This window comes from Acidobacteriota bacterium (assembly GCA_029861955.1).
Classification (GTDB): Bacteria; Acidobacteriota; Polarisedimenticolia; order Polarisedimenticolales; family Polarisedimenticolaceae; genus JAOTYK01.
Genome location: JAOTYK010000050.1, coordinates 1 through 19880, shown reverse-complemented (window position 1 = coordinate 19880; position 19880 = coordinate 1). Strand labels below are relative to the sequence as shown.

Annotated in this window: 18 protein-coding genes; 1 reads left to right on the top strand and 17 read right to left on the bottom strand. The window is 61.8% G+C overall.

Annotated features, from left to right (window positions below):
• Positions 1-96: 96 nt before the first annotated feature.
• The gene (locus tag OES25_16170) at positions 97-567 is read right to left on the bottom strand and encodes a hypothetical protein (GenBank protein ID MDH3629177.1); all 471 of its coding nucleotides are present in this window, start codon (positions 565-567) and stop codon (positions 97-99) included.
• A gap of 418 nt (positions 568-985) precedes the next feature.
• On the opposite strand from OES25_16170, the gene OES25_16165 reads away from it, so the two are divergent.
• A complete protein-coding gene (locus OES25_16165) occupies positions 986-3142 on the top strand; it encodes a glycoside hydrolase family 16 protein (GenBank protein MDH3629176.1) in 2157 nt (718 codons plus the stop codon).
• Between the two features lie 117 nt (positions 3143-3259).
• Here the strand turns inward: OES25_16165 and OES25_16160 are convergent, their stop codons facing one another.
• From OES25_16160 to OES25_16085, 16 genes are all read right to left on the bottom strand, one after another.
• Positions 3260-3487: a hypothetical protein gene (locus OES25_16160; GenBank protein MDH3629175.1), complete on the bottom strand. Its 228-nt coding sequence runs from the start codon at positions 3485-3487 to the stop codon at positions 3260-3262.
• Positions 3488-3627: 140 nt separating this feature from the next.
• The gene (locus OES25_16155; GenBank protein MDH3629174.1) at positions 3628-4623 is read right to left on the bottom strand and encodes a DUF481 domain-containing protein; all 996 of its coding nucleotides are present in this window, start codon (positions 4621-4623) and stop codon (positions 3628-3630) included.
• A gap of 34 nt (positions 4624-4657) precedes the next feature.
• Entirely contained in the window at positions 4658-5224 is a 567-nt protein-coding gene (locus tag OES25_16150) for a YSC84-related protein (protein ID MDH3629173.1), read from the bottom strand.
• Positions 5225-5394: 170 nt separating this feature from the next.
• Positions 5395-6582 carry a hypothetical protein gene (locus tag OES25_16145; protein MDH3629172.1) on the bottom strand — a complete coding sequence of 396 codons (1188 nt, stop codon included), beginning with the start codon at positions 6580-6582 and terminating at the stop codon, positions 5395-5397.
• A 37-nt stretch (positions 6583-6619) separates the two neighbouring features.
• On the bottom strand, positions 6620-7444 hold the full coding sequence (locus OES25_16140) for a hypothetical protein (GenBank protein ID MDH3629171.1): 825 nt from the start codon (positions 7442-7444) through the stop codon (positions 6620-6622).
• 81 nt (positions 7445-7525) lie between these two features.
• Positions 7526-8077 (bottom strand): DUF4136 domain-containing protein, encoded by a 552-nt coding sequence (locus tag OES25_16135; protein ID MDH3629170.1) that lies wholly within the window; start codon positions 8075-8077, stop codon positions 7526-7528.
• Entirely contained in the window at positions 8077-8631 is a 555-nt protein-coding gene (locus OES25_16130) for a glycine zipper family protein (protein MDH3629169.1), read from the bottom strand. Before OES25_16130 ends, OES25_16135 begins: the two co-directional genes overlap by 1 nt.
• Before the next feature lie 16 nt (positions 8632-8647).
• Entirely contained in the window at positions 8648-9055 is a 408-nt protein-coding gene (locus OES25_16125; GenBank protein MDH3629168.1) for a hypothetical protein, read from the bottom strand.
• A gap of 97 nt (positions 9056-9152) precedes the next feature.
• On the bottom strand, positions 9153-9992 hold the full coding sequence (locus tag OES25_16120; protein ID MDH3629167.1) for a hypothetical protein: 840 nt from the start codon (positions 9990-9992) through the stop codon (positions 9153-9155).
• A 30-nt stretch (positions 9993-10022) separates the two neighbouring features.
• Positions 10023-11351 carry a carbohydrate porin gene (locus OES25_16115; protein ID MDH3629166.1) on the bottom strand — a complete coding sequence of 443 codons (1329 nt, stop codon included), beginning with the start codon at positions 11349-11351 and terminating at the stop codon, positions 10023-10025.
• Positions 11348-12406, bottom strand: coding sequence for a mechanosensitive ion channel (locus tag OES25_16110; GenBank protein ID MDH3629165.1), 1059 nt, complete (start codon positions 12404-12406; stop codon positions 11348-11350). Before OES25_16110 ends, OES25_16115 begins: the two co-directional genes overlap by 4 nt.
• 22 nt (positions 12407-12428) lie before the next feature.
• Positions 12429-13487: a magnesium/cobalt transporter CorA gene (gene corA / locus OES25_16105; protein MDH3629164.1), complete on the bottom strand. Its 1059-nt coding sequence runs from the start codon at positions 13485-13487 to the stop codon at positions 12429-12431.
• Between the two features lie 18 nt (positions 13488-13505).
• Positions 13506-15146 (bottom strand): porin, encoded by a 1641-nt coding sequence (locus OES25_16100; protein MDH3629163.1) that lies wholly within the window; start codon positions 15144-15146, stop codon positions 13506-13508.
• Positions 15147-15181: 35 nt separating this feature from the next.
• Positions 15182-16621: a hypothetical protein gene (locus OES25_16095; protein ID MDH3629162.1), complete on the bottom strand. Its 1440-nt coding sequence runs from the start codon at positions 16619-16621 to the stop codon at positions 15182-15184.
• A 5-nt stretch (positions 16622-16626) separates the two neighbouring features.
• Positions 16627-17160 carry a hypothetical protein gene (locus tag OES25_16090; GenBank protein MDH3629161.1) on the bottom strand — a complete coding sequence of 178 codons (534 nt, stop codon included), beginning with the start codon at positions 17158-17160 and terminating at the stop codon, positions 16627-16629.
• A gap of 30 nt (positions 17161-17190) precedes the next feature.
• Entirely contained in the window at positions 17191-19590 is a 2400-nt protein-coding gene (locus OES25_16085; protein ID MDH3629160.1) for an alpha/beta fold hydrolase, read from the bottom strand.
• Positions 19591-19880: the final 290 nt, after the last annotated feature.

Genomic DNA, 19880 nt, shown 5'->3' with positions numbered 1-19880 from the left:
ATCAGACCCCGAAACTCCCCGGAATCTGACCCTCTAACTGCCGGACTGTCCGCCGACGGACGATCGAGTGTCCGGTGTCCGGACAACAAGCCGCAATCAACGGGCCACGTTGACCTGCTTGTCCGCACCATCGAGCACGAAGACCCGCCTCGACTTTCGATCCACGTCGATGGCGATCGGGTTGCCGACCAGTCCCGTCGTATGGCCCAGGTTGTATTCGAATTTGATGTCGGGCCCACTGCCCGGGTTCCCGTGCGGCGTGCGATAGACCTCGACGTTCATCGTTTTAGTGTTGCCGATATAGAGGTAGCGGCCGGTGGCAGCCAAACCGAACGGGGCACCCTCATCGGGCAAGGCAAAGCTCCAGGCCGTCTCGAGGGTCTCTTGATCCACCGCGATGATCGCGCGGTGGCGGCGGTCTGCGACCAGAATCAACTCATTTGGGCCGGCCGCGATCCGGCGTGGGTTCTGAACGGTCTGCGCCGCTACCGATCCAACAAGGGCGAGGGCACACACGAGCGCGGCTCCGCCCACCCGCGATCCGAACGAACGTCCGCCGATGGACATGTCCACACCCTCCCCCCTTTCAGTCCTTGAGTCCGCAAGACGTACCGGAGACATATAGGACATTCTAGGTAGGGAACACATAGTGGATTCCCGTAACCTACCGTCCCGGATCTGCGGGAATCCCTGGCTGTATCCCCCTGGTTTCCCCGAGAGTCCACTATTTGAGAGGATGGGCACTACGGGAAGACCGGGCAGATACTCACCAACGGATGGGTGCACGCCGACGACCTCTGGCTTTCACTGAACAAGGCATTGCGATGCTATCGAGCGTCCTGCGCTATGTCGACACTCGACTGATAAGCGCTCCGAGAAACCGCGATCACGGTTCCGGAGATGTAGGATCCCAGATCTTTTCGGCGTATATTGGGTGCGACTGCGTCGCGATCCGAGTGGCTGGTGATCAGTTGCTCCAGTGTGCATGCCCGAGGGTGAAGCCATCAAACCAGCGAGACTCAGGATCGCCCTGGCGATCGCGGCCGTCTCGATCGTCCTTTCCGGAACTGTCCACGCCGAAATCATATGGTCGGACGAGTTCGAAGGCGACGTGATCGACACCTCGACCTGGACCTACGATGTCGGGGGCTGGGGCTTCGGCAACGGCCAGATGGAATTCGACACGGCTCGATCCGAGAACTCGTACGTCGAGAACGGCAATCTCGTCATCGAAGCCCGGCGCGAAGATTATTCCGGGAACGAGTTCACATCGGCTCGGATGTTGACCCAGGGTCGCTTCGCCTTTCGATACGGCGACCTCGAGGCCAGGATCAAGGTCCCCGATACCGCCGATGGTTTGTGGCCGGCCTACTGGCTACTCGGCAACAACTTTCCCGGCATCGATTGGCCGGGCGCCGGTGAAGTCGATGTGATGGAGATCGGCTCGTCCGACGGCATCGCCGAGGGCCTTCAGCAGAGGAAGATCAACTGCGCGTTGCACTACTCGAATGCCGTCGGCGGGTACAGCAACCATGTCGCCTGGCTGGACGCTGCTGTCGACCTGAACCTCGATTATCATCTTTACAAGGTGTCGTGGACACCGACCGATATGACCTTCTACCTGGACGGCGTCCCGTTCGCGTCGTGGAACATCACGGGGAGTGAATACAGCGAGTTTCATCAGCCTTTCTTTCCGATCCTCAACATCGCCGTCGGCGGATGGGACCCCTCGTATACGGGCATCTACCACCCGAATGACGTGACGGCCGGCTTCCCCGCGAAGATGTACATCGACTGGATCCGCGTATCGAACAACGGATTCACGGAGTTACATTCCACCGAATCGATCGAGGAGAGGGGTAACTTCGGCGTCTTCACGGAGACGACGCCGGTCGACAACTCGCTGGCCTACGAGGACGGTTCGGATCCTGCCTTCGAATACGGATCCACGGCTGCGCTCTACACCTGGAACAACATGACGGCGGCGACACCGGCGACGCACTCCGAGGGAGCCGAGAGCTGGTCCTTCGACATCGCCGGCGGCGACTGGTTCGGGATGGGCGTCTTCTTGCCGAACTTCCGCAACATGCGGAACTACTCCGACGGGTCTCTCCACCTCGATATGAAGACGACGTCGGCAGCCCCCATGAGGATCGGGATCAAGAGCTCCAGGGCCGGCGAATTCTGGCTTCCGGTCGGAGACGAGACTACTGAGTTCGGCTTCCCGAGAGACGGTCAGTGGCACGAGGTCGTGATCCCGCTGAATCGTTTCGCCAACATCGACTTCCACACGATCCACCAGATCTTCATGATCGCCGGCGACCCGCCCCCGGTCGGGCTCAACCTGTCGATCGACAATGTCTGGTGGCAGCCCAGCGTAGCAAGACCCCAGCCGAAACTCGGAAACTTCGGCGTATTCACCGAGACTTCGGCGCACCAGGACGCCGGATCGTTCGTTCTCGGTAGCGACGGCGACTTCTTCATCTGGGAAAACACGCTGGTCGACTTCCCGGAGGCCCCCTACGAAGGCAGCGAGAGCCTCAGCCTGGGATCCGCGCCCGGACCGACCTGGTTCGGCGCCGCCTTCACGCCGAACGTGAAGTACGACCTGACTGCCTACCGGTTCCCCACCAGCAAGCTCTCCTTCGCGATGAAGACGACCTCGCCGGTGACCTTCATGATCGGCATGAAGAGCGGGAACATCGACGGCATCGGTCAGAAATGGATCCCCTTCGTTTCAGGCAGCGACCCTTACGGTTTTGCGCGCGACGGACAGTGGCATCTGATCGAGATTCCGCTCTCCGATATCGCCGACGAAGTCGATCTCTCCGTGGTGAGCCAACTGTTCCAGGTCCTGGGTGTGGAGGGTCCCATCTCCGACATCGAGTTCGACGACATCCACTTCACCAACGGCGGCAACGGCCGACAGCCGGTGACCCTGACGGTGGACAAGCAAGGGACCGACGCCGTGCTCTCCTTCCTCTCCGATCACGAGACGAACTACCGCCTGCTGCACAAAGGAAGCCTGACCGATTCGCACTGGACGGTACACAGCACACTGGCCGGCGACGGGACGCAGAAGTCGGTCACCGATCCCCTGTCGGCGCCTCCTCAGTTTTTTCTGGTCGAGACGATTCGCTGACGAACTCGGCGGCCCAGGTCGGTTAATCTCAATCAAGGGCTGGTGCCGGAGACAGGACTCGAACCTGTACTCCCTTGCGGGAAGAGGATTTTAAGTACTCTCGGGAAGGGCGGCGAATCAACGTCTGTTTGATTCGTCGCCCTTTCCCGCTTGCGAGAGTAGGCCACGACGAACGACTTCAGAAGTGCGCGAGTCCAACCCGGCGACGACCTCGACCTTCTTGCCGACCATGTAACCGGCCTCGAGGGAGTAGATGTCCAGGTCGCTCATGCCGTCGAGGTAGATCCCGCCGATGAAGGTCGGGGCGACGGTCTCGGCCGAAATCTGCTGGAACTCGACATCCATCGAGAAGCCCCTGCCGCGGACGCGATGCTGTCGAGGTCCGCCTGCTCGAGCTCGTGGGCAGACCCGTCAGCGAGTCGGTGAGGGTGATGATCGCGACCCCGGCCTGGAACGGAGGGTCCAGGTAATCAGCGGCAGGTGCTTCAGAATCTGATCACCAGGGACGTACGCACGACCGTGTCGTGAGAGCTCTTGCGTGCCTGACCCTCGCTGACCGTGAGCTCGAACACGTCGGGCCCGGCGCCGGCGACAGTTTCAAAAAACTCGTCCCCGCTTCCGGGCGTGCCGTCCGGATCGTTGAGCCTCAACAGGGCAATCACGTCGACGTCCTCGAGGGCCGGTTCGCTGTTGTTCAGTAACTGTATGCTGGCCTTGAGAGAGATTCGACCACTCATCGCGACCGAAACGGAAGCGGCTGTGTCGATGGAGTAGTCGCTCCGATCCTCGAAGTTGATGTTGCCGGTAAAGTCGTAGGAGAGCGTCGTCGTGGGTCGGACCAAGTAGTCGAAATCTGCCGTGAGCCGGAATCCAAGGAACTCCTGTTCCTTCTCGGGGTCCGGCTCCTCCTCCTCACGGTCGGTGTAGCTCAGTCCGTAGGAGGTTTCCAGGTTGAGTTTCGGTCCGTCTATCCAGTGATTCCCTATCCCGCCGAAGGCGATGTAGCGGTTCAAGATGCCCGCATCTTCGTTGCGATCCCAGCTTCCACCGGTATTCCACGACCGAGTGCCGCTGAGCATCTTTCTCGTGAACCGCCCTTCGAAGAAGTACTTCTCCGCATCGGGATCTTTCGATGGACTAATCACCTCCGTGGCGACCAGATTGGGCTGCTCCCCAGGAAGAAAGACCTGTCCGGGGTCGATCAGCAAGAAGCGATCGTCGGCGTTGTTTGTACGCATCCCGTCGAACAGCAGTTTGAGCCGCGAATGTTTCCAACTCCTTGTCAGAGAATTCTTGAACGCGAGGCTATCTGTGTTCGAGTTGCCCTCGGTGGTCGCCAGGCTCAGTTCGGTCTCGTTGGCCCAACCGACGGTGTTTTCAGTATCGTTGCCGACCTGAGCCGTCGCGATACTGCCACCCAGCACGGTGGCGATACAACCGAGCAGGATGACTCGTCCCATACCCAACTCTTCGGATTCCATGCTCTTCAGGATACGCGAAAGATGCCGCCGATCTCTAGTCGTTCAGGTCGCTCTTCCAGTACTTCGTTCCCGATACATCGGCGCTGGCCATAAGGCCCTTGTTCGTTCGGACGAACACTGCTATTCCGTCGTGAAAAGTGGTCTTGGCCGCCGCGCCCTTGGTCCCGGCGGCGGCACCGGCTTGGGTGTCCGCTTGCCAGCCTTTCTCGACGAAGGCGCGGAACACCTTCTCGTTCTCGAACAGCATGACGACCTGGTACTTCTTGACTCCGATACCGAAGCCGACACCGGCGGTGCCCATCTTCATGTACGTTCGCGCCCCGCTCGCCTTGTCCACAGCCACCCCGCTGCCCCCACCGCCGCTGACGCCCAGTGCGGCCTTGGTGTTGGCGAAGACGGCGTAGCCGATCGCTTTCTGGAAAAGTTCCTCGGCCCGCGGGCTCTCGGCCACGACCTTCTCCAGGACCTCGTCCGAGCGAGCGTCGATCTTGTCGCGCTTTTTCGCCGCCTTGCCGTCGTCTTCCGCGAGTGCCACCGAGGCGCCGGCCAGCAACACGGCCACACACAGCAGACCCAAAATCGATAGTGTCTTCCTGGTCACGTTCCTCTCCTTTGCATGCACGCGAGGACGTTTGAGGCGGTCCTCGACACGGTGTCCACTTAGCAGTGTGTCCGGCGGCGTCAATCCACACATCCCTCGAAATGGGGGATAAACAGGGCAGGAATAAAGGGAAGCGGTCTTGTCCGCGTCCTCTCTTCCCATCACGATGATCACCATGGATGGTTCACCTGCACATACCAGGCCCAGTCCTCAGGTCCGCGGGCGACGTCCAGCCCGACCCAGATCTTCTGGGTCTCGAAGATCTTGTACCTCGCGCCCGCTCCCGCCGAGTGAATCGAGTCCGAGTCGGTCACGAAATCGAGGTCATCGTCGGTGACTCCCAACCCAGCGAATCCGAAGACGATCCAACGCGGAGCCGCCCTGAATCGAGCCTGCATCTCCAGGGCGCCGGCCGTCTCGCCCTGGAATCGCATGGCTGGTACGCCACGCAATTTGACCCAGGGGAAGCCGAAGAAAGGGGGATCCCCTCCGACCGTGGCGACATCCAGCCGCAGGCCGAGGGTGAAGCGCCGGCCCACGGGGTGGAAGGAGAGGAAGCGCAAGGTAGGCTTCCAGTAGTCGTAGTCGCCTTCCAGCGTCTCTTCGTAACGCCACAGGCCCAGTTCCACGAACTGGCCCCGCGAAGGCATGGTCACATTGTCGCGGCTCTCGTAGGCTGCATTCGCGGCAACGCCGATCTCGCGCAGATCGACCGTGAGGAACTCCGGCGGCACGCTCGGCCCGGACCCGGAGTCGAACCGATTCGTCGCGTCGAAGTAGCTGAGCGAGGTGCCGAACAGGAGCCGGCTGTTCCCCACGCGAAACTTGAGGCTTTGATAGACGAGCGTTCCTTCGAGTTCGAACTCGATGGGAGCGTCTTGAACGAAAAAGTGCGAGGTCACACTCGTGGACGCGGCAAGACCGGCGTAGCGAATCGTGTCGCGGCGAAAGTTGTTCGCGTGCCCGACGCCGAAGGCCCACGTGCCGTCGTTCGTGTAGCCCCCGAATACTGCGCTCACGACGGGAGGGGCCTCGCCCCGTATCGTTTCGTCCTCGATTGACTCCAGGGTCGCGGCCTTCGGGCCTTCTCCTGCGCTTGCTCGCGGCTTTGTATGAAGGACACTCAGTGCCAGGCCAAGACCTTCGCCGATGGCCGGTTCGGTGACAAGGACCGGAATCAGTAGGATGCGGCGACGGTCCTTCTCGCCCTCCTTCCGCTTCCCGTCGTTGTCGTCCGAAGCGGTGTTGCTGGATGCAGTGGCGACGCTTTCGGCGGATTCGGCTGGCGGTGACTCCGAGGCTTCGGTGGAAGCCGCGCCCAAGAAAAGAAGCCCAGCGAACATGACGGCGGCGAGCATGATTGTCGATCCTCGGGTTGCCAGGAGGCCTACATCGCTAGAACGCGAAAGAGAAGTAACCCACGAAGCCGGACTGAGAAAAGTCGATCAGGAACGGATCGTCGCCGGTATTGCGGATATCGATGTCGGACTTGTTGACACCGACGCCGACACCGGCATGGCGAAAGAAATACCATTCGAACAGCAACGTCGTGTCCGTGACCTTGCCCTCGAAGTCGCCGACGTCCAGATCGAGGAATTCCGCCTTCATCCTGAGAACCAGGTTCGGCCGGAAGGCGTGAGTCATGAACATCCCGATCGTCGGCACCGGAGCGAACACGTTCTCTTCGGCGCGAGCCGCCTGACGTATCGTGCCACCCATTCCGTCCGACACCGTCGCGAGACCCTCGATGCTCGCACGGACCTCGTAGTTGCTCAGTCCCGCCGTGAAGCCGGCCTCGCCCGTCTCGGTCCGGAGCAGGCTGTACCTCCAGTCGACGCGAAACCACCTCGTGTTGAACTGCGAGTTCAGATCGACACCGATGTCGAAAATGTTGCCGTCGAACTCGATCTGTTCATTGATTGTGGCTGTGCCGTTCCGGTTGAGCGTCCACAGGCCGAACCCGATCGCGTGACGGTCGCCGAACCTCCTCAGACCGTCCAGCCGGAAAAACGTCTGCCTGGCGTCGACACCGAGTTGATCTTCGAAACGGATCGACGTTCCGAGAACGCGTCCAGAGCCGACACTGGCGTCGGTCTTGAACTCGGCCAGGTAGCCACCAACGCCGATCACCCACTTGTCGTCGACGACGCGGCTCCCGTCACCGGACCCCGAGGCCGCGAAAACCGGCAGACCGGCAGCAAGAAGCAGAAGCCCCGCCACGATAGCTCTTCCGGCTGCGACGGCTACGCCGCGCCTCGCCTGCGGACTTTTTGACTCTGCCATCATATTTCCTCTCGGGAATTACTTCCCCTGGTTCTTCAGAATCTTCTTCCACTTGCCGCCGAGCTTATCGAGGATCTTCTCGATCTGTTTCAGCCGTTTCTCCGGCTTGCTGGCGACGGTCACGGTGCCGGCACCCCTCCATATCATCGTGTTCTCCCCGGCGTCGTACGCGTCGACGATCAGGGTCCCTTCCGTATAGGTCGTTGCGGTGGTCGTTGCGGAAACCGGTCCAGCACCCCACCGCCGCCAGCCGCGTCCGTATCCCCGGGAAGCGTATGCGGTGGTGTCGAGCCGATACGCCTTCTCGACGACAAGTTGGAATGTGACGAAGATATCCGGATTTTCCCCAACTTCGCGAAGTCCGCCGTCTCGCAATCGGGCCTTCAGGGCTTCCGCGATCCGATCCGCCATCATCGGGCTCGCGGTATCGGCGTCTGTCGACTCGATGTACTGAAACGTCTCCAATGTTTCGAAGTTGACCTCCCTCGCGTAGTCGATCGTGACCTTCTGGGCCGCCGCCGGCATGGCGACGAGCAAGACGGCTATTGCGATCAGCGTTTTGGCGACCATCAGAACTTCACCATGTAGTTCTTGGCCTCGAGGCACACGCTGAACGCGTTCTTGAAGTTCGTTAGTTGCTCCGCCGTCGCTGCCTGGGCCTGCTGACCCTGCTGCTCGGCGGACTCCTGGGCCTGCGATCGCGCCGCGCGGCCTCTTCGCCGACCGCGGATCATCCCGGCTGCGGCACCATAGGCCGCTCCCTTACCGGCATCGTCGTCGACGATCTCGCCGATCAGGGCCCCCCTCGCGGCGCCCCTCACGGCGCCCCTCGCGCCGGCACCCTGGCCGACCTGCGCTGCCTGCTGTTTGGCCTGCTCGGTCTGCTGTGCCTCGGCCTGGGCCTGCTTCGACAGATCGAAAGGATCGGTGCCCGTGTTCTGCACGGCCCAGCTGTAGCAGGCCGCTTCGTCCTGCGACTGGACATCGGGAGCCTGGCCCTTCGTAGGAAAGACGTAGACGTTCATCGTGGCAGCCAGAGTCTTCTGTCCGGAGGGTGGGGCCTGGGACAGCGCCGATCCGCACGCCAAAGCGACCGTCAAACAAATCAACCATGTTCTTTTCATCGCGTTCACTCCTTGTTTATCGGGGCGTGCAGGCGCCCAGCACCGTCGTCGTTCCCGCCTGTGTGGCCACCGCTACCGACAGGGAACCGGTCGCCTCGTCGATCACGAAGCTGAAGGCGCGGCCTCCTTCAACTCCTTGCAGGTACAACAGACCTTCCTCGCGCTCGAGGTTCTTGATCGGTGTCGCGCGGTTCTCGCCGCTGGCCACAGTCGTGGCCAGCTGCTGCTTCTTCAGATCCACCTCGATGAACTGGGGAATGTTCCAGTTCCACGGGGCCCCGGTCCGGCATTCTTCCTCCGCCGGGCAGCGCGTTGCCTGAACCGCCGTGCAGAGAATCTTGTCGGCCCCCGCCAAATCGTCCGCCATCAACGTCGTCGATGCCATGAGTAAAGCGACTGCCAGCCACTTGCCCTGCTTGTTCATCCCTGTCTCCCTGTTCATGGACTCGAATGCCCCTTGTTACTTCACTAGCTCGGTCTGAGCGTTGTCCTTTCAGCCGGATGGCGCCGTAGCCTTGTCTCTAGCGCCAGACGAACTTGAGCCCGACTTCGAAATTCCAGGCATACGGCTTGCCCGCGCCGATGCCGATGCCCGGACGCAGGTAACCGCTGGCCCCCGCGCTCGGTGCGATCACGAAGCCCCACTCGGCCTCCACGTTCACCGATTCCGTATCGTTCTCGTGATCCAGGACGGCCTGGGGATCCACGATCAGCCAGTTCTTGCCCTTGGCGAGCAGCCATACGAAATAGAGGTCGATCTGGCTTCGGCTGATGTCGGGGTTGGCATCATCCCCGGCGACGTCGAACACGTACTGGTAGCTCGGCGCGAAGATACTGTTACCTCCCAGGATTCCCGGGAATATGGTGATGACTTGCGGACCGAGCGAGGTTTTACCGGAACCAAGAGCATCGTTTGAGGCGGTGTCGAAGGTTGCCTCGAGTCCAGTGGCGACCATCATCTTCTTGCCGGTGTGTGCCATGTACAGGATGCGAGCATCGAAGTCGCCGATCCCCGACACCTCGGAGGAACCGAAAGGAGCAGAGGTGGGGTCGTCCACGCTCAGATGCTTGTATCGCGCCCGGATGCGCATCGACGCCTTGCTCCCCATGTCGTAGAACAGGCTTCCTTCTTCCTTTCCGCGGAGGTTTGCCACGTTGCGGCCGAGCGGCCACCTGAACTCGAACGTGTTGGTGATAAGCGAACCACCGCCCTCCTCGAACTCGGCCACTTCGGTGATGAAGCGTGCGTCATAAGTGAAGTTCGCCGGGTTGGTGCCGGTATTGTCATCTTGCGCGAGCCCCGGCGTTGAAATGGCGAACAGCGCAACGATGGTGCCGACCAGTAAGCGGATACGTTTCATGTCAATCCTCCTCGGTCATCTCCGTTTTTGTTACAGGGCCAGCCTGATTCGCACGCCGAGTACCGCGATCAGGTCCTCGTTCGGGTCGAGGGCGGGATCGAAGAGAAGCTGAAGATCCGGGCTGATCGTGAGCAGCCGTAGCGGTTGCCATCGGTAAAAGATCTCGACCGTGTACTGATCGTCCAGCCCCGGGCCGAAGGTGTCTTTCGAGGGCCTGCCCCAGTTCACCCCCACGCCCAGCAAGTCGCTCGCTCCGCGGGGAAAGTAGCCGACGCCTCCACTGAGCGAGCGCTCCCACATGGCGCCGCCGTCGTCCGCGTAGCCGGCACGAACGAACGGCACCCACTTCTCGCGCAGCAGCCGGTTCCACGAGAACGCAAGACCCTGTCCGCCCGGCACGTCGGCCTGCTCCAGGTCGTCGGCGTGCCACGCCGTCAGGTGGATGTTGTCGGTGAACCGCCTCTCGTGGGAAGGCACCCAGCCGAGCTCGATATGCGTGAAATGCTCGCCGGTGTCGAAGAACGAGCTCCAACTGTCTCCGAGATCGGTCGGGTCGCCGTTGGAGTCGGCAATGCCGGCGATGACGTAGAGGTGCGGGCCGATCCGTCCTCGCGCCGCCGCCCCGAGCCCCTGGGCGGGAAGCGGAATCGTGGGATTGGTCGCGAACGCCTGGTTGTAGAAGTGGGCCCACGAGTCGTTCAGCGCATAGGGGTCGACGTAGTCGGCCGCGTCGACGATTCCGGCGACGAACGCGACCCGATTCCCGGCGAGATGCTGCTCCCAGAACAGATTGGGCAGCGTCCAGCCGCGATCACCGAAGGGGGCGGTCGTCAGTCCCGCGTAACCGATCTCGGGACCGAGATCCTGCGGGGAGATGTCGGTGCCGAGGCGGTGTCGATACTCGAGCTTGCCGACCAGGGCGCCGTTGTTCTCGGTCCCGCGGTTCACCGCCTCCCAGCGGGCAAATAGCCGAACCACGCCGTCCGCGGCATTGCGCTCTCCCGGGCTGTCGCTCGCACGCTGGTAGATCGGCAGGTAGTCGAGGCCGTACTCAAGCCCCCGGTCTTTCTCGAGCCTCTCCTTGAAATCGAAGTAAGTCTCAACAAGCGGCGTGACCCCCTTGTCCCTTCGGATCGTGCCCGCCACGCTGCTCGGGCCGCCGAACTTGGGACGCCGTTTTCGCTTGGCTGGAGTGGCCGCGGTGCTCTGCTCGTCGGGCTGTGGCTCGCCGGCAGCAGAAGGGTCCGAACGGCCAGATTCACGCTCGTCCGGGACCGGCTGCGCGCCTGCAGCAGCCGCGCCGAGCACCAGCACCGACGCGAGGCAGGCTGCGCAGACGCTGAGGTTCTCCCGGATCACTCGTCTTCGCCGCCCTTCTCTTCACGCTCGGCGATCGCGACGCTGAGTGCTTGCTTTCTGGATTCGAGCTTGGCCAAGGCGGTCTCGATGGCCGCCCGTTCCGAATCTCCCTCCGCCTTCTTGAGTTCTTTCTTCAGAGCGTCGATCTCCTCGTCCATCTCTTTCGCGTTAGTGCGCATCCTCTCGAGGGATTCGGCGGCGTCCGCCTTGTCGAATACCACCTCAGCGGTCTGTGAGTCGCGCGACACCTCACGCCCCGCAGCGGCCTTCGTCTGCGGGATGAACCGGCGATCCTCCGGCAGGGAGCGAGTGTTCATGAAGGTCGGCGACACGATTTCCACGCCGTCGGTGTGCAGTTGATCCATGACCTCGCCGTTGAGAATCGACTTCGCGGCCACCAGCTTCTTGACTTCCTCCAGCAATCCGGCGACGCGGTAGCTGATCGAGGTATCGCCGAGCTCGAGAATCCTGACGAACGGATCCTTCAGTCCGGCGGTTTCGGCGGCCCGTAGGAGCGAGGTCTCGACCCTGTCCCGCGGTACGTCGTAACCCAGAGACACCGCGGACGAGACGATGGTGCCGGAACCCCGGACCGTCTTGACCGGGTGGGAAACGAGATACAGATTCGGCAGGGTGACGAGATCTCGATCTGCCGTCTGGATCTCGGTGTGGAGCAGTCCCCTCTCGGAGACGCGGCCGAAGTGCTCGCTGCAGCGGATGAAATCGCCCATGCGGAAGTTCCGGATCGCTCCCTTGAGCATGATCCCGGCAAGGGCGTTTCCGAGAAGCGTCGTCGAGGCAAGGGCAATTGCGGCGCTCAGCAGGATGCCGAAGAAGGCAAGGAGTTGGCCGCGGAGGTTCTCGCTCACGGGAAGGCTGACCACGATGACGAGGAGCGCGATCAGCGAGAGCGCGAGCATCACGAGTTGATTCCGGAACTGGCGGCCTTCCACTCGTGCACCGCCACGCTCGAGGATTCGGTGGACCACGAAGAGAAAAACAATGGCCGCCGCGGTCGTGCCCACGGACGGAGCGACATTCAGGAACCAATCCATTCGCCTACCTCCACACTTTCGCCTAGCGTCGTCGGCCGATCCATCCCTTGCGCCAGAAGTAGAGCACCATTCCGCCGGTCGTCAGCGCCATCAGGACCAACAGCGCCGGGTAGGCCCACTGCTGTTGAAGCTCGGGCATGTTCTCGAAGTTCATGCCGTAGATCCCGGCCATGAACGTCAGGGGAACGAAGATGCTGGCGACGATGGTCAGCGTCTTCATCACCTCGTTCATCCGGTTGCTGATCACCGACAGGTAGGTGTTGATCAGGCCATTGACCAGCTCGCGAGCGCTTTCGACCGCTTCGGTGGTCTGCACGACGTGATCGTAGGTATCCCGTAAGTAGGGCCGTACCTGCTGGCTCACCAGTTCGCTCTCATCACGAATCAGCTTGTTGACCGCCTCACGTTGTGGCGTGATGCCTCGCCTCAGCGCCAGCAACCGGCCCTTGGTCGAATTCAGCTCCCGCAACGTCTCGGGCGACGCGTCGGCCAGCACGTGCTCCTCCAGCTCCTCGATCCGGGCCCCCATGCTCTCCACCACCGGGTAGTAGGCGTCGACGATCGTGTCGAGAACGGCGTAGCCGAGGTAGTCCGAGGACGATCTTCGTATCAGCGAGTTCTGGACTTCGAGGCGTTTCCGTACGGGCTCGAGCGCATCCTCCCTTCCTTCTTGGAAGGTCAGTAGATAATCTCGGCCGATCACGACACTCACCTGCCGTAGGCTGAGCTCCAGATCGTCGGTCGACCTCGGCATCTGAGCGATGACGAGCAGTTGCCGGTCGTAGGATTCCGTCTTCGGTCGGACGGGCACGTTGACCAGGTCCTCCAACGCCAGCGGATGGATCTTGAAGAGCTCGGCCAGACCGCGCAGCAGCTGTTCATCACCCAGCCCCTGGACGTCGACCCACAGTCTGCGCCCGGTCTCCGTCAACTCCCGGATTTCTGCGAGGTTCGGAGAATCGTATTCCTCGATGGTCTCCGCGTCGTAGCTGAGCACCCGCAACACCGACTTCGTGGCGTCCGAGGGAATCGCCAGGGTCCCGGGACGGGCGCCGACGGGTGGTTTTCGCATCGTGCGCATCGTTCTTCTCCGAGAGCCTCAATCCAACATCAGCATGAGCCGGGCGTTGAACCCCGCGCTGTCGCCCTGGATGCCGGAGCGGTCCAGCGAGATGTCCCGATAGTCCACGCTGAACTGTGCCTTCCGGGTGAGCCACCAGTTGATGCCCAGCGAGAGGACCTCCTGCTCTCCACCGTCCACGGTCCCCTCGGTCAGATCCAGACGCGAGTATCGGAATGCGGCCTCGAGCGACCCCCAGCCGCCCTGGTTGACCGGTCTGCCTACGGGAAGCGCGTTGAACAGGCCACTTCGCTTGCGATAGGTCCGCATCTCACCCGTGACCGCCCAGGAGCCGGTGACGGAATATCCGCTGAAGAAAGGATCCCCCGACGCTACCGAGTCGACGTCGACGCCGAAGTACTCGAGTCCGACCAGATACGGCCCCTTGCGCCAGTAGGCCTCCAGGTTGTAGGTCAACGCGTCGTCCGCCGCAACCTCGCCCGTGTCCGCGAACGTCGGTGCGTTGTTGAACTCCGGTCTGGAGCCGAAGCGAAGCGGCTGCTTGGCGTCCGAATACCGCAGCCCGAGCCCGAGGTGCAGCAGGTTGCTCTCGTCTTGCGACACCGCCGGCACCCAGGTCATGCGGCCCGTGAAGGCGCTCGTGGTGTCACTGAAGGACTCGTCCTCGTCGATCCAGTCGTTGAACGCCCCGGCCGCCCAGGTGAACCACTCCCCGCCGGTACCACTGAGAGCGAGGCCGTGAGTGCGCGCCGGCATAAAGGCGTCGTTGACAGCGGCACGCTCCTGCATGGGCAGGAACATCATGCTCATCAGCCTCTCCATCGAGAGGGTCTCCCTCTGCTTGCCGGCACTGAGCGTCAGGTCGGCAGGCAGAGGAATGTCGAGCCGGTAGTCGAACACCTGGAATTCGTCCGTCGTCCTGACATCGAATCCCTTGTCGAACGTGTTGGTGGCGAAGAACACCGTGTATTGCCACGGTCGCCTGAAGTTGAGGGTGCCTACCACACCGCCTCGAAAGCCCCGGATCTTGCCCCCTTCGAAGTCCTCGAGCTCGCCGACCTGCCCCTCGCTCGCAGCGTCCTGGCTCGTCCAGTACTGGCGATCCAGCACGAGCGCTCCGGTGAACAGACCCGAGATCGGCTTGGTGCTGAACGTGTTCCACTTCCTGCTGTCGTAGTACTTGATCGGGACGGCCATCGGTGGCGGTGCGTAGGCCTGCCAGGCACGGACCTTGGGGGCGGTTTCGGGAGGAGCGGGAGGTACCTCCGGAAGCTCGTTCATGACGACCGCCCCGGACCGCATCGCGAAGCGAACGTGCGACCCGGTGTCCAGCAGCACATTGAACTCTTCCCTTGGATCTCGATCGAGAATCACGAAGCTGGGACTCTTGCCCAGCACCAGTTCCCCGAACAGAAAACCTCCGCTCGCGTCCACGGCGACGTCGTTGGGCTGGACGACGAGCTCGTCCTTCGTCACCACGACCAACCTGCCGCCGACGACGAGGAGGTTGACACGAACGTCTTCCGAGGGCGCGTCGCGACCGATCAGGTGGGCGTTCGCGACCACGATCCTCTCGGCACCGGCGGCGTCGGCCGCATCGGCAGCCGGAGCGCTGGCCGACATCACCACAAAAAGACCGGCGAGCATCGCGTGTCTCATAGAACCTCCTCCCATACCTATCCGCGTCGAAACACTCACGGCGACCCTCGCACAATGCGAACGGCGAGCCGGGCGTGGACGAGTCTCGCGATGACGTACAAGGTCAGCGCGATCACGATCAGCAATAACGACCGCAGGAACAGATGGTCGGCGACCGCGCGGCTCTCGTCGCCCGCCTTGTCGATTGCCGTGGCCAGCTGTGGCAGGAGCTCCGACGCTCCGTGCGAGTCCAGAAGCTGCTGGGTAGAGTCCAGCAGACCATTCAGATCGCGAATCGTGGCCCCGGCCTCGATCAGCGTGCTGCGATAGACGTCGATATCGAACGGTTCTGAAGGCTCCCGCTGAGCCGCAGTCGTTTCGTTGCCGGGAGGCCGGGGTCCGAGCCTCTCCACCAAAACGCCGACCGAGAGGGCCAGCTCGTTCCCCTCCGCGAGGGTCTGGCGTAACTCGGTGAGCACTCCTCTCAGCCGCTGCTCCTCTGCCAGGAACTGATCTATCGCCCTCTCGCGCTCAAGCGCGATGCCGTCCAACAGTTGAGTCAATGTGCCATTCCGTAGCGTGGCCGCTTCGCGGGCCAGCTGCCGAATTGTCTCGTTGCGCTCTTCAGCGAGCTGCACCGGAAGTTGTTCGGCGGCCAACGCCAGCCGCTCGGATGCATCGGCGAAGTTGTGAGCGTCGTTCAGTAGTACCCGGACGTCGGGATTCGCGGCGATCTGTGACAACCAGACATCGGCGAGGAAGCCGCTCATGACCGGAAGTCGAGTCGATAGGTACATCCCACGCTCCGCCAGCATCCGGGTCTGTTCGACTTGCTCGGTCATCCGACGGACGGACTTGAACATCCCGCCACCGTTTCTCCTTCTCAGCGTTGACGACTTACCCGTCGACGGCAAATCGTTGAAGGCAGTCTGGCTGAAATTGGTCAGCTCGGGGTGTTCCTCGCGGAACTTCACGATGCTTTCGCGAAGCTCCGTTTGCTGCTCCGCAGTCAGGATCCCGCCGGCCATGTTCCAGATGTCGCGTTCCAGTTTGCGCAGCGCCATGACTACCGGGTCCGCGGAAGCTCCGAATTTGGGTCGCCAGTGCTCCTCGAACACCATACGACCGAGCGTTGTCATCACGACCATGTCCAGCAGCCCGACCTGCGGACGCGCGTCGGCGGCAATCGTGTAGGCCGAGGCGGTGGAGTAGACGAGGGGGGCATTGAATTCTCGTCGAGCTTCGCGTGTCGATTGGAGCCGTTCGACGTCATCGATGGCCTGAGCCACGAAGCCCGCATACCGATCCGCGAACCGCATCAGTCGCACCTGCAGCTCGGCCTCCGTAACCACATGCTCGACCGTGGCCGCCTGCTTGTTCTTGACTTCGTCCGCCCTGGAAACGGAGACGGTCAACAGTGCAACCGCGATCGTGAACGGAACGACCCGATGGAATTTCGTCTGTGAGATGACCGTCTCCATCCGTTCTCGTCGCATGCCGGCTAGAATCCGTACCCGATTGCAACACCGGCTATCCAGGTATCGCCGCCGCCCTCGAGGAAGTCATTGAAGACTTCCGGTGCGATCGTCCAGCGCTCACTGATGTGAATCTCATAGCTGATCCCTGCGCGAAACAGCCACTTGTCCTTGGCTGAACCACTCGCGAGCAGGTAGCCGGGAGCCGCAAACAGGCGCAGGCCATTCGAAAAGTGGTACCCGGCAGGGATCAAGGCGATGGTGTTCCCATGCCCGTCGACCTCGAGGCGCTCCAGGGCTGCGCCAACGTCCCATCCACTGCGAAAGCGGTATTCGTAGACGATGCCAATGGCCTCGGCGCTCTCCCGATGGCCCTCGATCTCTTCTTTACCGGCACCGAGAAACAGCGCGAGGTGGCTGTGGCCCGACTCATTGTGGCCCGACTCATTGTGGCCCGACCCTGCAGGTTGTTCGGCTCCGTACGCCGCGGGGACGGCGGCAAGGCCGAGCGACAGCAAAACCACCACCGGCGGCAGGACATTCGATATGTATCGTTTCATCTCGTTCATCCAGTTCAAGTTCGTTCAGGGCTACTGCCCCAGCACCTCCAGCAATACTTCGCCGGCAGCACCAGAGGGCGGTCGCGTTCCGATAACCGTTGCCAGTGTCAGTGCCACATCTACCGTGTGAACCCGGCGCGAGACCTTCTGCGGCTCGATCCCGCTCCCAGCGAAGAGAATCGGCACATACGTGTCATACCGCCAGGGTGAACCGTGGACGACCGCCACAGACAGCCCGTCCAGATCGTTGATGAACCAGCCGGGATTGAACACCACATAGATGTTCCCCGAACGTGCGGCGTTGTAGTTGTTAAGGACCGCTTGCGTCAGCTTGTTGTCGGGAACCGTGCCACGTTCCAACGAAGTGCTCGGGATCGCATAAGACACTCCGCGGAAGGCGACGAGTTCATTTGCAATCGAGGTTTCCAGCGCCGCGAGGTCGATGTCGGGGTCGTTGATGATGTCGTTGCTCAGGTAGAGATAGGGGTGGTCGTAGCCCTCGATCATCTGGCCCCGGATGCCGAACTTGCTCTTGAGCCGCGCGATGACCGGACCCTTGTCCCATTCATCGGGCGAGACGTAGCCGGCCGGGATGCCGATGCTCTCCAGATATCCCGGAGCCTCGGGTCCGCCATGGTCGGCGGAGAGTACGATCAGGGTGTTCTCGAGCCCGATCTCCCGATCCACATAGGCGAAAAGATCCGCGAGCGTCCGGTCGAGTCGCAGGATGTTGTCCTCGGCCTCGAGGCTCGAAGGCCCGAAGAAATGACCGATGTAGTCGGTGGCGGAATAGCTCACACCGAGGTAGTCGGTGATGTCGTCATCCCCCAGCCCTTCCTCGGCGATGACCGTCTTCGCGAAGTCCGTGGTCATCTCGTCGCCCGCCGGGCTGATCGTGAGGAAGGTCGAGAAATAGGGGTTCTCGGGTGTCGTGAACTCGTGGGGGAAGGTGCGGCCGTAACTGCCGAGCACGAATTCCCACTCCTGATCGTCTTGGTCGCCGAAGAGATAGGTGTCGATCGGATGCAACAACTCCCAGGCGGTCTTTGCGTAACTTTCGGGGATTTTCCTGGCATTCCAGTCGACAACCCACTGGGGGTATTCGTCGTAGTAGTAGCTGCTGGTCACGAACTGGTTGGTGGCCTTGGAGAACCAGAAGGCTTTGCCGGTATGGCCCGCCATCGACACCGCTCCCCGATCCTTGACCGAAACGCCGAAGATCTTGGCTCTTCCGGCAGTGAGCGAGGCCAACTCGTCGGAGAAAGTGGTCGTCAGGATAGCCCGCGGCGAGCGGCCGTCGCTGGTGGCCGCTTTCTGCGTGGGGTCGATCTCGGTATCGGCATCCACGTCCGCACCCTCGGTCAGAAGATGCTCGTCGCGATCCTCGATGTTGTAGGTCGTGACCCCGGTCTTGCGGTCGAACCAGATGTTGCCGATCATCCCGTGGGCCGCGGGGTGCGCGCCGGTCGCCAGGGTCACATGGCCCACGATGGTCTCGGTGTTCGCATGGCCATGGTGGGCGTTGTTGTAGTGAATGCCCTCCTCGAGCAGGTAGCGCAACCCACCCTCGCCGAGCCGGTCAGCGTAGCGCGTCGGCAGGTCGCCCCGGAACTGGTCGACGGTGATCTGGAGAACGAGCCTGGGCCTCTCGTGCGTGCGTGCACGAAGTGACTCCAGAAAGGTCACGATCTCTCTGGCCGTCTCCTGGGGTCGAGTGACCAGCATCAGGTGTCCTGCTCCCTTCAATGACACCAAGGTAACCCTGTCTCCGAGCTCCTTTCGGAGCAAGACCCCGTTCTCTGGCGGGGCTGCCTGATCGTGGGATCCCTGCAAAGCGAGATAACGAATCTCTCCGGCAGGTGCCCACCATTCATCCAAGTCGGCGGTGGCCGCAGCCCTGAACTGAATGGCAGCGGCTTCAGGAGCGCGACTCCGCCTGAGGGCTTCTCCGGCAATCTCCGTATCCTCCGGATCTCCCACCATGTATTTCATCGACGCCAGGTACTCCTCGTCTGTGGCCGTGGGGCTGAAGACCACCTCGAGTGCGGCATCAGCTTCCGGAGTGGCCGCCACTTTCCCTCCCGCTGCCAGGAGAATCACGCTTCGGACCAATTCGGGATGATCGGCGGCAAGCATTCGAGCGACTCGATTACCGAAAGCATGCCCGGCAACATGGACCGGCCCTACATCCAAGGCTTCAATGACCCCTGCAACATCGCCTGCCAGGTCATGAAGGGTCACAGCATCTGCAGCACCCTTGCTCGCGCCGGCTCCCTGTGGATTGATGCGAACAGCTCGATAACCTGCCTTGGACAACGACTGGGCCACGCCTTCCATATAGCTGACATTGAGCCCTCCGCCGGGCAGCAGCACCACGACGTCGCCTTGGCCCTCGCTGAAATACTCGATCTTTGCGTCGGCAAGCTTCACCACATGAGATTCGTTACCAACCTTTGGGTTGTCTGCCGCAAGGGACACCACCGGCATAGACAACAGGAAGATTGCACCAAACAGCATGAGGGCTTTAGTGATTGTCTGTTCTGTTTTCATGCTCCGAAGTCCCTCTTCTCACGTTTGGTTGCAGACGATCGACCAAGACTTGTCGACAACCCACTGGGGGTATTCGTCGTAGTAGTAGCTGCTGGTCACGAACTGGTTGGTGGCCTTGGAGAACCAGAAGGCTTTGCCGGTATGGCCCGCCATCGACACCGCTCCCCGAT

What these genes read in the sequence shown, in the direction of transcription:
- OES25_16170 (MDH3629177.1), bottom strand. Translation starts at nt 567, where the DNA reads ATGTCCATCGGCGGACGTTCGTTCGGATCGCGGGTGGGCGGAGCCGCG.
- OES25_16165 (MDH3629176.1), top strand. Translation starts at nt 986, where the DNA reads ATGCCCGAGGGTGAAGCCATCAAACCAGCGAGACTCAGGATCGCCCTG.
- OES25_16160 (MDH3629175.1), bottom strand. Translation starts at nt 3,487, where the DNA reads ATGGATGTCGAGTTCCAGCAGATTTCGGCCGAGACCGTCGCCCCGACC.
- OES25_16155 (MDH3629174.1), bottom strand. Translation starts at nt 4,623, where the DNA reads ATGGAATCCGAAGAGTTGGGTATGGGACGAGTCATCCTGCTCGGTTGT.
- OES25_16145 (MDH3629172.1), bottom strand. Translation starts at nt 6,582, where the DNA reads ATGCTCGCCGCCGTCATGTTCGCTGGGCTTCTTTTCTTGGGCGCGGCT.
- OES25_16135 (MDH3629170.1), bottom strand. Translation starts at nt 8,077, where the DNA reads ATGGTCGCCAAAACGCTGATCGCAATAGCCGTCTTGCTCGTCGCCATG.
- OES25_16130 (MDH3629169.1), bottom strand. Translation starts at nt 8,631, where the DNA reads ATGAAAAGAACATGGTTGATTTGTTTGACGGTCGCTTTGGCGTGCGGA.
- OES25_16125 (MDH3629168.1), bottom strand. Translation starts at nt 9,055, where the DNA reads ATGAACAAGCAGGGCAAGTGGCTGGCAGTCGCTTTACTCATGGCATCG.
- OES25_16120 (MDH3629167.1), bottom strand. Translation starts at nt 9,992, where the DNA reads ATGAAACGTATCCGCTTACTGGTCGGCACCATCGTTGCGCTGTTCGCC.
- OES25_16110 (MDH3629165.1), bottom strand. Translation starts at nt 12,406, where the DNA reads ATGGATTGGTTCCTGAATGTCGCTCCGTCCGTGGGCACGACCGCGGCG.
- corA (MDH3629164.1), bottom strand. Translation starts at nt 13,487, where the DNA reads ATGCGCACGATGCGAAAACCACCCGTCGGCGCCCGTCCCGGGACCCTG.
- OES25_16100 (MDH3629163.1), bottom strand. Translation starts at nt 15,146, where the DNA reads ATGAGACACGCGATGCTCGCCGGTCTTTTTGTGGTGATGTCGGCCAGC.
- OES25_16095 (MDH3629162.1), bottom strand. Translation starts at nt 16,621, where the DNA reads ATGCGACGAGAACGGATGGAGACGGTCATCTCACAGACGAAATTCCAT.
- OES25_16090 (MDH3629161.1), bottom strand. Translation starts at nt 17,160, where the DNA reads ATGAAACGATACATATCGAATGTCCTGCCGCCGGTGGTGGTTTTGCTG.